The sequence below is a fragment of the Clostridium aquiflavi genome, assembly GCF_031344075.1.
Lineage (GTDB): Bacteria > Bacillota > Clostridia > Clostridiales > Clostridiaceae > Clostridium > Clostridium aquiflavi.
Genome location: NZ_JAVJAN010000057.1, coordinates 1 through 13,999, shown reverse-complemented (window position 1 = coordinate 13,999; position 13,999 = coordinate 1). Strand labels below are relative to the sequence as shown.

Annotated in this window: 10 protein-coding genes; all 10 read right to left on the bottom strand. The window is 28.6% G+C overall.

Features of this window, described 5'->3' with window-relative positions:
- Positions 1-305: 305 nt before the first annotated feature.
- The 10 genes from lysS to spoIIE all read right to left on the bottom strand — a co-directional run bounded on the left by lysS (position 306) and on the right by spoIIE (position 13,458).
- Entirely contained in the window at positions 306-1,811 is a 1,506-nt protein-coding gene (gene lysS / locus RGC78_RS15010) for a lysine--tRNA ligase (protein ID WP_252215885.1), read from the bottom strand.
- Positions 1,812-1,855: 44 nt separating this feature from the next.
- Positions 1,856-2,338 (bottom strand): transcription elongation factor GreA, encoded by a 483-nt coding sequence (gene greA, locus RGC78_RS15005; protein ID WP_252215888.1) that lies wholly within the window; start codon positions 2,336-2,338, stop codon positions 1,856-1,858.
- A 114-nt stretch (positions 2,339-2,452) separates the two neighbouring features.
- Positions 2,453-3,277 (bottom strand): hypothetical protein, encoded by an 825-nt coding sequence (locus tag RGC78_RS15000; protein ID WP_252215890.1) that lies wholly within the window; start codon positions 3,275-3,277, stop codon positions 2,453-2,455.
- 67 nt (positions 3,278-3,344) lie between these two features.
- Positions 3,345-4,310 carry a tRNA dihydrouridine synthase DusB gene (dusB, locus tag RGC78_RS14995; protein WP_252215894.1) on the bottom strand — a complete coding sequence of 322 codons (966 nt, stop codon included), beginning with the start codon at positions 4,308-4,310 and terminating at the stop codon, positions 3,345-3,347.
- A 5-nt stretch (positions 4,311-4,315) separates the two neighbouring features.
- Complete coding sequence (locus RGC78_RS14990) at positions 4,316-5,089, bottom strand: type III pantothenate kinase (RefSeq protein WP_252215896.1); 774 nt, start codon at positions 5,087-5,089, stop codon at positions 4,316-4,318.
- 127 nt (positions 5,090-5,216) lie between these two features.
- Positions 5,217-6,887 (bottom strand): formate--tetrahydrofolate ligase, encoded by a 1,671-nt coding sequence (locus RGC78_RS14985; RefSeq protein ID WP_252215898.1) that lies wholly within the window; start codon positions 6,885-6,887, stop codon positions 5,217-5,219.
- A 220-nt stretch (positions 6,888-7,107) separates the two neighbouring features.
- Entirely contained in the window at positions 7,108-8,913 is a 1,806-nt protein-coding gene (gene ftsH / locus RGC78_RS14980; protein WP_252215900.1) for an ATP-dependent zinc metalloprotease FtsH, read from the bottom strand.
- A 73-nt stretch (positions 8,914-8,986) separates the two neighbouring features.
- A complete protein-coding gene (hpt, locus tag RGC78_RS14975) occupies positions 8,987-9,526 on the bottom strand; it encodes a hypoxanthine phosphoribosyltransferase (protein WP_252215903.1) in 540 nt (179 codons plus the stop codon).
- A 5-nt stretch (positions 9,527-9,531) separates the two neighbouring features.
- Entirely contained in the window at positions 9,532-10,938 is a 1,407-nt protein-coding gene (gene tilS / locus RGC78_RS14970) for a tRNA lysidine(34) synthetase TilS (protein WP_252215907.1), read from the bottom strand.
- 138 nt (positions 10,939-11,076) lie between these two features.
- Positions 11,077-13,458 (bottom strand): stage II sporulation protein E, encoded by a 2,382-nt coding sequence (gene spoIIE, locus RGC78_RS14965; protein ID WP_252224257.1) that lies wholly within the window; start codon positions 13,456-13,458, stop codon positions 11,077-11,079.
- Positions 13,459-13,999: the final 541 nt, after the last annotated feature.

Below are 13,999 nucleotides of genomic sequence, written 5' to 3'. Positions count from 1 at the left end.
GGACTCGAACCTCCAACCTATCGGTTAACAGCCGAGTGCTCCACCATTGAGCTATCGCGGAACGTCATTACTTTTACTATTATAACAGATTTTTTATAAATCTCAACCCTTTTTTATAATTTTTTTGTTAATTAAGCTAAATTTTAAGATAATGTTGATATATTCATAGGTAAAATGACATCAGAATTTTACTTATCCATATATAAATGTTCTTCATAACTATTCTTTGATTAATAATCTTTTATATGTCAAAAGTCCCATAATATTATAATATGGGACTTTTGATAAAATTAAATTATTTAATACTATTTTTGTGGTTTCATTGTTGGGAATAATATTACGTCTCTTATAGATGATGCATCTGTTAAGAACATAATAAGTCTATCTATACCCATTCCCATTCCACCTGTTGGTGGCATACCTGTTTCTAACGCACTCATAAATTGTTCATCTAACATATATGCTTCGTCATCACCAAGTTCTCTTTCCTTAGCTTGTTGTTCAAATCTTTGTCTTTGAACTACAGGGTCATTTAATTCTGAGTAAGCATTACATAATTCTCTTCCGAATACGAATCCTTCAAATCTTTCAGTAAATTCTTCATTTCCTCTCTTCTTTTTAGTAAGAGGTGAAATTTCAACTGGATAATCCATAACAAATGTAGGTTGAATCATATTTGCTTCACCAAATTCTTCATATAAAGCATTTAATACTTCACCTTTTGTTACTGTATTTAAAGGCTTAGCAAATTCTAAATGTTTTTCTTTCGCTATAGCTTGAGCTTCTTCATCAGACTTTATTGTAGTAAAATCTACACCTGCATGTTCTTTAACAACATCAACCATAGTTACTCTTCTCCATGGTGGCATAAAGTCTATTTCTGTACCTTGATAAGTAACTTTTGTAGTTCCATTTACTTTTTCACAAACATATGCAACCATATTTTCTGTTATTTCCATCATATCATTATAATCAGAATATGCTTCATATAATTCAATAGCAGTAAATTCAGGATTATGTCTTACTGACATTCCTTCATTTCTGAAGTTTCTTCCTATTTCATATACTTTTTCAAATCCAGCTACAACTAATCTTTTAAGATATAATTCTGTTGCAATTCTTAAGTACATATCTATATCTAAAGTATTATGATGAGTAACGAAAGGTTTAGCAGCTGCTCCTCCTGCAATTGGCGCAAGTATTGGAGTTTCCACTTCTAAGAAACCCTTAGTATCTAAAAATTCTCTAATTCCTGAAATAATTTTACTTCTCTTTATAAAAGTTTCTTTTACTTCTGGATTAGTTATTATATCAACTTCTCTTTGTCTATATCTTAAGTCTGGATCTTTTAAGCCATGCCATTTTTCTGGTAATGGTTTTAAAGACTTACATATTAATTCAAAGTTAGATACTTTAACAGATACTTCTCCTGTTTTTGTAGTAAATACTTCTCCTGTTGCTACAACCCAATCTCCAAGATCATAAGTTTTATATGATTTTAAACTTTCTTCTCCTACAAGATCAATCTTTATAAATAATTGGATTTTTCCATCTTTATCATGAATATCTGAAAAGACAACTTTTCCTTGTCCTCTCTTTGACATTATTCTTCCTGCAACTGTTACATTTTTTCCTTCTAATTCTTCATAATTAGATTTAACTTCTTCTGATGTATGAGTTCTTTCTACCTTATAAACATCAAAAGGGTCCTTACCAGCTTCTTGTAAATCTGCTAATTTAGTTCTTCTCAATGCTTCTTGTTCGTTATACTGAGATTCTAATTCACTTATATTCATTTCCTCAGTTGACATATTATCCCTCCGTTAATCGCTTCTTAATTTATTTGGTTCCCCTTTTAGCCTCTTTGTATATCTAAAATTTCGAACTTGCTTACGCCATCTGGAATTATAACTTCCACTATATCACCAATTTTCTTTCCTACTAGAGCATTTCCAACTGGTGATTCATTTGATATTTTAAAATTCATAGGATCTGCTTCTGCTGAACCTACAATTGAATATTCAACTTCTTCATCAAAATCATAATCCTTAACTTTAACTTTTGACCCAACTGAAACTATATCTTTTGGAATTTCTGATTCATCAACTACAACTGCATTCTTAAGCTTATTTTCTAATTGTAGTATTTTTCCTTCTGTAAATGCTTGGTCGTTTTTAGCTTCATCATATTCTGAATTTTCGCTTAAATCTCCATAACCCAAAGCAACTTTTATCTTTTCAGTTATTTCTTTTCTTTTTACAGTTTTTAAATATTCTAATTCACTTTCTAATTTCTTAACACCTTCGTAAGTCATTACGTATTGTTTTGGTTCACTCATATTTTACTCCCCTTCAATCACCTTAAATTTTTTTATATTTAAGTGCCTATTTCAGGCATTATACTCAAAATCATTAACTAATTATAAATCAGGGTATCATATATGTCAACAAACCTACTGATTGCCTAATATGATTTCCACATCATTATACAGTATTGATTCAAGTGTAATATCATTACTTTTTAACATTTCACATATACTACTATTTCTTTGTTTTCTAATTATAGAAGCTATTAATTGTGGAGGCATTTCTTTTAACAATATATTCCAAGGAACTTTGTATAATATACTATTTATATATATGCCTTTATTTGAATTAGTTGGAAAATCCCCTAAATACCAAACATTGTTACAGTCATATTGTTTATTTTTAGATGTAACAACAAAATCTATATTTGGTAAATTACTTTCTCGTAATATTACTTCTATAGATAATCCATATTCACTCATAATAGTTTCTCTAATTTTTTCTATTTTATTAATGCTATTATTCAGCAGAATAACATTTCTGCCTTCTTTAGCCAATTCTTTAAGTATGCTTACTAATAAGTTTTCCTCATCAATATCTACTAATATATTTGAATTCTTAATAGATTTATTAAGGTTCATTAAAACAAACCTTATGCTTTGTACTATACTATACGAAATGAACTCCTTTTGAAATTTACTTGCATAATTTAAATTATACAAGCTCTTTCCATTCAAACTTAATTCATCATACTTTCCATTATATTTAGTTAATATCCTTGATAGATTTTTTTCGTAAGCAATATCATTTAAATTAGATGGAATTTCTACTCTTTTTATAAGAATACCCAATTCCTCTATTTTTATATCTTTTAATTTTTTTGTTTTAAATACGTCAATTATTTTAGTAAAGAAATTATATTTATTATATATACGTTTTTTATTCAAATATACATATAAAATAGTATCCATAAATAAAATTCTCCATAACATTGATATCAATACTATCATATTCTAATAACTTTACAATAATTCTTATTTATAAAGTATTTTTATATTGTTCTAAAATACTCATAACTTCATCACTATCATTAAGAATATTTATTTGATTCTTAATTTCTGTGGATCTTGGAAGTCCTTTTATATACCAAGAAGCATGTTTTCTCATTTCTCTTATAGCCTTGTATTCTCCATCATTTTTAATAGCTAGTTCATAATGTCTTATACACATATTAATTTTATCCTGATAAGAAATTTCTCCAACAGCTTTTCCATTCAATGCATCTTGAATTTGTTTAAATATCCAAGGATTACCCATACTACCTCTTGCTACAAGTATTCCATCACAATTTGTTAATTCTTTCATTTTTATTGCATCTTCTGGTGAAAATACATCTCCATTCCCTAAAACAGGAATAGAGACTGCTTCTTTAACCTTCTTTATTATCTCCCAATCTGAGTGACCTTCATACATTTGCTTTCTAGTTCTTCCATGAACAGCTATTGCATCTGCTCCAGCTTCTTCTAATACTTTTCCAAACTCCACAGCATTTATATGTTCATCATCATATCCTTTCCTAAACTTTACTGTTACAGGTTTTTTAGAAACTTTTTTTATTGCTTTTACAATATCATAAGCTAAATTTGGCTCTAGCATAAGTGCTGATCCTTCTTTGTTTTTTACTATCTTAGGAGCTGGACATCCCATATTTATATCTATAATACAAACATCTTCTCTTGGATTTAAATATTTTTCACATATTTCTGCCATTATTTCAGGTTCACGTCCAAATATTTGTACTGCTACTGGAGACTCCTCATTAGAGACTCTAAGTAGAGTTTGCGTATTCTCACTCCCATAATATAAAGCCTTTGCACTAACCATTTCAGTGCAAACTAGTCCACAACCCATTTCCTTACAAAGTCCTCTAAATGATAGATCTGTAACACCTGCCATAGGTGCTAAAAAAACAGTATTATCAAAACTCAGATTTCCTATTTTCATTTGTTTTACTCCCTATTCTTTTTGTATAATATTTTTAATCCCTCTAATGTTAAATCTGAATCTACTTTATTTATTACATCTGTTTCGTTTGCTATTAAATTAGCTAAACCTCCTGTTGCTATGACATAAGGCTCTACTCCATCGCTCATTTCTTCTTTCATTTTCTTTACAATATACTCAACTTGACCTATGTATCCAAATAATACACCAGATTGTATACTCGAAACTGTATTTTTGCAAATTACTTTTCTAGGTACTTCTAATTCTACTCTTGGTAGTTTAGCTGCTCTTTCAAATAATGCATCTGCAGAAATTCTAAGCCCGGGGCATATACAACCTCCTAAATAATCTCCATTTTCAGTTACAGCGCAAAAAGTTGTTGCTGTACCAAAATCTATTATAATGACTGGTCTTTTGTAAATTTCAAAAGCAGCAACTGCGTTAACTATTCTGTCTGCACCTACTTCTTTAGGATTATCATATTTAATATTTATACCTGTTTTTATTCCAGGACCAACTATTATAGGTTCTTGACCAAAGCATCTTCTTAACATATTTTCTAAAGAATGCATAATATTGGGAACAACTGATGAAACAATAATACCTTTAACCTCTTTTGGGTTAAGATCACTTAAATTAAATAATTGCATTATTTGTATACTATACTCATCAGATGTCTTATTTCCTTCAGTGGAAATACGCCAACTCGCTATGTATTTTTTATCTTTATATACACCTAGAACTATGTTAGTATTGCCCGCATCTACAAGTAGAATCATTAAAAGCACCACCTTAATAATATTAAAATTAAAAGCAGCCCTAAAGCTGCCTTAATTTAGTAATTTACTTTAAAATAACAATTTAATTTTAACAATTCACATTAATTTGTCAAGGGTTTCATATAAATTAAAATAATCCAATTATTTCGCCATCTTTAAGTACATCCATCTTATTTGCAGCTGGAACTTTTGGTAATCCTGGCATAGTCATTATATTTCCTGTTTGAACTACTATAAATCCGGCTCCATTAGATACTCTAATTTCTTGAACATTAATATTAAATCCTTGTGGTTTAGCTAATAAATTTGGATTATCTGATAATGAGTATTGAGTCTTAGCCATACATATAGGTAATTTATCTAAATTAAACTTAACTAACTCATTAATTTGTTTTTTAGCTTCATTACTATATATAACTCCATCAGCTCCATAGATTTCCTTTGCTATAGTTAATATCTTTTCTTCTATAGTTTTATTGGCATCATAAAGAGTTTTAAAATTAGATTTATCTTTTTCTATAACATCTAATACAGCTTCACCTAATTCTATTCCGCCATCTCCGCCTTTTGCCCAAACATCAGAAAGCGCTACTTTCACACCTAACTTTTCACAAAAGTCCTTTATAAATTGAACTTCTTCATCACTATCATTAACAAATTTATTTATAGCTACTACAGGTTCTATATTAAATTTTTTAATATTTTCTATTTGTTTTTCTAAGTTAGCTATTCCTACTTTTAGTGCTTCAACACTTGGAATATTCAAATCTGCTTTAGATACTCCACCGTGATGCTTTAATGCTCTAATTGTAGCAACTATAACTACACAACAAGGTTTTAAGTTTCCATATCTACATTTTATATCAAAAAACTTTTCAGCGCCTAAATCTGCACCAAATCCTGCTTCTGTTACTACTATGTCTCCTAATTTAAGTGATAATTTAGTAGCCATTATAGAATTACATCCATGTGCTATATTGGCAAAAGGTCCACCATGTATCAATGCTGGAGTATTTTCTAATGTTTGAACTAAATTAGGTTTAATCGCATCTTTCATTAATAATGCCATAGCACCTTGAATTTCTAACTGTTTTGCATATACAGGATTTCCATCTAAATCATATGCTATTAGTATATCCCCCATTCTATGTTTTAAATCTTCTAAATCACTAGCTAAACAAAGTATAGCCATTATTTCTGAAGCTACAGTAATAGTGAATCCATCTTCTCTTACAAAACCATTGATTTTTCCACCCATACCAACAATGATTTTTCTTAATGCTCTATCATTCATATCCATAACTCTTTTGAATATTATTCTTCTTGAGTCTATCCTTAAATCATTACCTTGGTGTATATGATTATCTATGGCTGCTGATAATAAATTATTAGCAGATGTAATAGCATGCATATCACCTGTAAAATGAAGATTAATATCTTCCATGGGAACTACTTGTGCATATCCACCACCAGCAGCGCCTCCTTTTATTCCAAATACAGGTCCTAATGATGGCTCTCTTAATGCTATAATAGCATTTTTACCCATCTTATTAAGAGCGTCTCCTAAACCTACTGTAACAGTTGATTTTCCTTCTCCTGCCGGAGTTGGATTTATAGCTGTTACTAATACTAATTTTCCATCTCTATTATTTTTAGCTTTCTCATATACATCTAAAGAAACCTTACATTTATATTTACCATAGTACTCAATATCTTCTTCATCTAAGCCTAACTTTTCTGCAACATTTCTAATATGTAACATTTCTGCTTCTTGTGCAATTTCTATATCCGTCTTCATCAAAAACCCTCCAATACTTTATTACATTAATTTTTAGCTTACTATTAATTGTATTATAGCATTTTGTTATAGAAGTCAAAAGATTTTTTCGAATATTTAACATTTTATCAATTTTATCATTCGTATATATTAGAAATTTTATAAAATTATAATTTTGTATCATTTGTATTTATAATAAAAAGAGATTTTTAAAAGAATATCTTTTAAAAATCTCTTTACTTTAGTTATTTGCAAAAATTTCTTCAAACTCTTTACCTTCGATCTTTTCCTTTTCAAGTAAAGCCCCAGCTACTGCATGTAACTTATTTAAATTTTCATTCAATAATTTTTCAGCTTTAGAATATGCTTCATCTATAAAATCTTTTATTTCATGATCTATTTTAGAACTAATATCTTCACTAAAGTTTCTACCTTTTCCTAAGTTTCTTCCTAAGAAAACTTCACTATCATCAGAACCATAAGATATAGTACCAATTTTATCACTCATACCATATTCCATAACCATGCTTCTTGCAATAGCGCTTGCTCTATCTATATCATTCTTTGCGCCAGTACTTATATCTCCAAGTATTAAGTGCTCTGCAACTCTTCCACCAAGTAAACCTACCATATCATTTTTAAGCTTAGATTTTGATGTATAAGCTCTATCCTCATTAGGAAGTTGCATTGTATATCCTCCAGCTCTTCCTCTTGGAATTATACTGATTTCATGTACTTTATCTGAATTAGGAAGTAACTTCATAACAACAGCATGACCGGCTTCATGATAAGCCGTTAATTTTTTATCATGATCTGTTATAACTCTACTCTTCTTTTCAGGACCTGCTATAACTCTTGTTATAGCTTCTTCCATATCTTGCATTGATATTCTCTTCTTATCTCTTCTTACTGCAAGAAGAGCTGCTTCATTAGCTAAGTTTTCTAAATCCGCTCCTGAGAATCCCGGAGTTCTTTTTGCTAATACATTTAATTCAACACTTTCTTCAAGTGGTTTTTTTCTTGTATGAACTTTAAGAATCTCTTCTCTTCCTTTTACATCAGGTATTCCTACAAGAACTTGCCTATCAAATCTACCTGGTCTTAGTAGAGCTGGGTCTAAGATATCTGGTCTGTTAGTTGCAGCTATCATTATTATTCCTTCATTAGCTCCAAATCCATCCATTTCAACTAAAAGTTGATTCAAAGTTTGCTCTCTTTCATCATGACCACCGCCTAAACCAGCACCTCTTTGTCTTCCTACAGCATCAATTTCATCTATAAATATTAAACAAGGAGCATTTTTTTTAGCATCCTCAAATAAACTTCTAACTCTTGATGCACCAACACCAACAAACATTTCAACGAAGTCAGATCCTGATATACTAAAGAAAGGTACTCCTGCTTCACCAGATATAGCTTTAGCTAGTAAAGTTTTTCCAGTTCCTGGAGGTCCAACTAATAGTACACCTTTAGGTATTCTTGCACCTATCTCAATATATTTTGATGGAGTCTTTAAGAAATCAACAATTTCTTCTAATTCTGCTTTTTCTTCATCAGCTCCAGCAACATCTTTGAAAGTGACTTTTTGAGAATCAGGCATCGCCATTTTAGCTTTACTTTTACCAAAATTCATTACGCCTCTTCCGCCGCCACCACCTTGGGACTGTTGAGTAAATACAAATAAAAATACTAAGAAAATAACAACTAATAAAACGCTTGGTATTAATGTTGTAAGCCACATTCCACTATTAGATGGTTGTTCAAAGCTTATTCTTACATCTGATTTAGGAGTTTCTTTAATTAAAGAAGTTATTAAATCGTCTGGAACTACTGTAACAAAACTTTTATCATCCTTAGTCTTTCCTTCAACGGTCATTTTGTCTTGTTTTATAGTAATACTTTCAATTTGATCTTGATTCCATTTTTGTTGGAACGAACTATATATTATACTATCTGAGCCTTTTCCTGTTTCCCACATAGCAACCGATGCTAAAATAAGCATAATCGAAACTACTGTCCACAAAGCTGCACTTGAATATTTTTTCATTCAAGGCCCCCCTTTCTTATACATGATTTTAATTTTACCATAGCACTATTTCAATTACAATAAATTGTAAATTCTATTTTTCATATACTTCTGGTTTTAATACTCCTATAAATGGTAAATTTCTATATTTTTCTGCATAATCAATACCATACCCAACTATGAATGCATCAGGTACTTCAAAACCTATGTATTTTACATCAACTTTAGCTGTTCTTCTTGCAGATTTGTTTAATAAAGATACTATCTCTATAGTATGAGCTTTTCTTGCTTTTAAATACTTTAATAAATAACTAAGAGTAATTCCACTATCAACAATATCCTCTACTAATAAAATATCCTTACCTTCAATACTATAATCTAAATCTTTTAAAATTCTTACTACTCCTGATGTTTCTGTAGAATTTCCATAGCTTGATACAGCCATAAAATCTATTTCACATGGTATAGATATGTTTTTAATTAACTCTGCTGCAAATAACACAGATCCTTTAAGTATTCCTACTACAACTAATTCTCTTCCTTTATAATCTTCACTTATCTTTGCTGCTATCTCCTTTATTTTTTCATTTAAAGTTTCCTCATCAAATAATATCTCTTGTATATCTTCTTTCATAACTTCTATTCCTTTCTTTTAGCTACTATTTTTAATATATTTTTACTATTATTAGTTACTTTAAAGTTATCTGATATTTTTAATCCTACAATCCACGCTATATTATCATCAAAACAAATTAATGGTATTAAATCTCTATCTTCTTGAGGGATTTTCATATTTATAAATATATCTTTTAATTTCTTTTGACCTTTCATCCCTAAAGGTGTAATTTTATCCCCATTTTTTCTTGTTCTAAATAAAATGTTTTCTTCTATCTTATCCAAATCAAAATATTTCACTAAATTATTTTCTTTTAAATCTAGTAAATTATTAGATTTATTTTTTAAAATACTCATTACAAATTCATAATTATTAAAATATATGGTATCTTCACCTATGTTTTTCTTATCTAAAAAAGTTTCTGTTTTGTTACTTTTAATATTTTCTTTTACTTTGCTGCTTATTTTTATATCGCCATATATATTTTCTACATATATATTCTTAGGCAGATTTATACTTTTTCCTGTTTCTTTTTTAGATAATTCTAAAATATCATATATATGCTTCATTTCAAAATCATAATGAGATTTAGAATATTCAACAAGAGCGCTTCTTATAATTCGTGTTACTATAGCTTCATCTTCTCTAAACAATTTTTTATTTAATATAAAAAAATTATTGTCATTATCCTTTTTACAATATTCATTATAAACTTTAATACACAATCTCTCAATAAAAGCATTGTCTTTTTGTATTAATAATGACATTCTATTTAAAGTTTTAACTATATCTTCATTAAAATTATCCTGAATATATGGAATTATATCCAATCTTATTTTATTTCTATTATAAATTTTTTCAAAGTTAGTCTTGTCTATTCTAGGCTTTAGATTTTTCTTTTCTATATACTCTTCAACTTCTTTTCTAGTTAGACACAATATAGGTCTAATAATCTTATCCTCTCTACAAACTTTTATTCCACCTAACCCTTCAAGTCCAGTGCCTCTCATCATTCTAAAAATTATAGTTTCAGCCTGATCATTAGCATTATGAGCAGTAGCTATTTTATTAAATCCTTCTTTTTTTAATATCTCATCAAAAAAATCATATCTTACATTTCTTCCAGCCAGCTCAGAAGATAATCTATGTTCTTTTGAATACTTATTTATATCAACCCTTTTTACATAATAAGAAATATTCATTTTTTTACATGTATTAATCACAAATTCTTCATCTTTAAAAGCATCTTCGCCCCTTAATAGATGATTTAAGTGAGCTGCTCCAATTTCTATACCAAGTTCTCCTCTCAATTCTTTTAATATATTTAATAGGCATAAGGAGTCGGGTCCTCCTGAAAGAGCTACTAATATTTTATCTCCCGATTTTATAAGATTATTATCAATAATATAAGATAATATTTTTTTCTTCAAAATTAACACTTCCTATTTTTTTATACAACTTCTATTATAATACCTTATATTCATTTTAAATGTAAATATTTATAGTGGCAAAAGAAAGAATCTACCCAATAAAAACTGCTGCATTTTTAATATACAGCAGTTTTACAATTAAACAGCATATACTTTAGAAACTAATACAGTCATGTCATCTTTAAGCATATTATCACTTAATGTCATAGCTTTTTGTAAAATATTCTCTGATAATTCTCTTGGATCTGTACAACAATCTTTCAAATATTCCTTAAGCCAAATAAAGTTTCCACTATTTAATTTATCTATATCTAAAATCCCATCACTAACACTTATTAAAATGTCACCTGGCATTACTTCTTCTTTTATTACATCAAGCTCCATTTCATCAACAAGACCAAAGGGTAAGTTTTTAGAATCTACCACTAATATTTGATCTCCTCTTTTTATAAAGCTTGATGCTGCTCCTATCTTCACAAAATTAACTTCTCCACTATATAAGTCTATCTTACTTAAATCTAAAGTGGCATATTTTTCACTTTCTGAAAATTTCATTCCCATTATAGAGTTCACTGTATTAATTGTTACTTCTTCATCAAATCCAGCCTCCATAAATTTCTCCACTAAATCTACTGTAGATTTGCTTTCCTTTTCTGCATCAGGACCAGATCCCATACCATCACTTAATATTGTCATATATGATCCATCTGTAACTTTTCCAAAACTATAACTATCACCAGTATGTGTTTCTCCTTCCTTAGAAGCCATAGCTCCATAGGAAATAACATTATATTTAGGCATTTCTTCTATTAACAAAGTACATGTATTTGTATCTTTATTTATAAAATAACCATTATCTAAAATGCATAAAGGAATATGCATTATCTCATTAAGCAACGGAATTAATTTATTTTCATAATACTCGCAGTTTTCACACTCCTTCATTATCAATTTTATTTTTACCCTTCCATTTCTATCGGTATAACAGAAAACATCATTATATTCAACTGAATTTTTATTTAACCCCCTTTTTACTATTCTTTCTAAATCGCTACAAATTGTTACCTCCCTTTTAAATTCATCTAATACATTACTTAAACTATAAGATATATTGTTTATATGAGTTGATATAATTTGCCTCCCTTCACTAAATCTATCTTTAATATTTGAATTTACAATATGATTAGTCACTATATCCTGTGCACTTTTTAATAATGTAAAATGTTTTACGCATGAAGATTCTAGTGCCTTTGGCAATATTGGATTTTCTTCTTCAGCACTCTTTATAAGAGTTTGGAAAGAATTATAAGTATTATTAAAATCCCTTCTCCAGCAAGAATTTTTCTTTTCACAATCTATACACACTCTATCAGCTAAACTTTCTACAAATTCACAACTTTTATTTTTAATTAAAAGTCTATCATTATCATCCATGTCTTCTAATGTTTTAGATACCTGATTTAATACACAACTTAGATCCTTTAACTTTAACGTAAATTCCTCCTTTAATTCATTTAAGTGAATTTGGTTTATACTTTCTTGTTTCTTTTCAGTATTTATTTCAAGTTCTATATTGTTATATAAATTTTTAGGTATAAATAAAAATATTGCTAAGCTAGATCCTACTTCTATTATAAATTTAGAATTTATACTTTCCGAATAAAGTCCCAAAGCAAAATAAATTAATATTCCGGATAGAACTGAAAATATTTTACCAGTATCCTTAAATATACCTATAACTAAACCTCCTACACCATAAAACCCTACTGATGCCATCATATTATTAGATGAACATCCCAAAATTATTCCCATAGCAACGCCCATGGTCGCACCATAAGATGCACCACCAATGTATGCAATTGTTACTACCAATAATAAAGCTAGTACATTCCTTAGAGAACAATACTTTATACTTATATCTCCTATACCAGCAACAAATAAACAAAATAATATGGCCATACTTACTATCTCTTCAGATGTAAAAAAGTAATTGCTATTAACTTCATCAAGACAATTAAAAGAATACTTAATGATATAGTAAACAGGCAATACCACAAGTGCATTAATTAATGCCAATGTTATGTTAACGCCTAAATCATAGTTATTGGAAAATATTCCATAACCTATGAAGCTTAAAAAAACTATAAAGAAACTTGCAAACTCTTTTTTTCTTTTTTCAGATTTATTTAATACTTCATAATATAATGTCAATGCAGCTGCTGTAATTAAGTAAACCATTCCACCTGGTAACTTAGAGTTTATAGTTACATAACCTAACAGCACTCCAATTGAAGCCATGGCCGTTTTACTCCTATTACACTTTAATCCTATTACTATTAAATAGGCTATTCCTAATGGTGCTATACCATTACTTTCTGTTTGATTAAATAATAAAGTTACTCTTGATAACAATAATCCAGCTATTAATATAAATATCATTCTTGATAATTCCATTTTTAATAAAAAGCTTTTTTTAGCTTTTTTATTCTTATATGCATTAATATTCAATTCATATTGCATATATAGCCCTCCTCTTTTTCCAAATATTGTAATTTGATTATATCACTTAAGATTTAAGATTAATGTCATAAAATATACATTGGAAAATTTTTCGTTGGACAATATATTCTATATTTCTTTTTAATATTAATTGTAAAATTTTTACATAAAATAATGTGAACAAATTGATATATCTAAAGTAATAGTTATTTTTGTAATGACTAGTTTAATAAAAAGCAAACATGTTATTTTTATATTAATTTGTCGTTAAAATATGCTTTTTAAAAATTTATGAGGATTTATTTTTTCATAATATATTTTTTTGTGAATATATATAACTTTACATTTATTAATTCATAAATACTTTGTGCATATTTATCTTTTTGAATAAAAAAGCGATTACCGCCCTTAAAATAAGATTTTTTATTATATCTTTTATTTTTAAACATAAAAAAAGACTTAAGTTTATAACTTAAGTCTTTGGTGCCGAAGACCGGAATCGAACCGGTACGGTGTTTAACCACCGCAGGATTTTAAGTCCTGTGCGTCTGCCAGTTCCGCC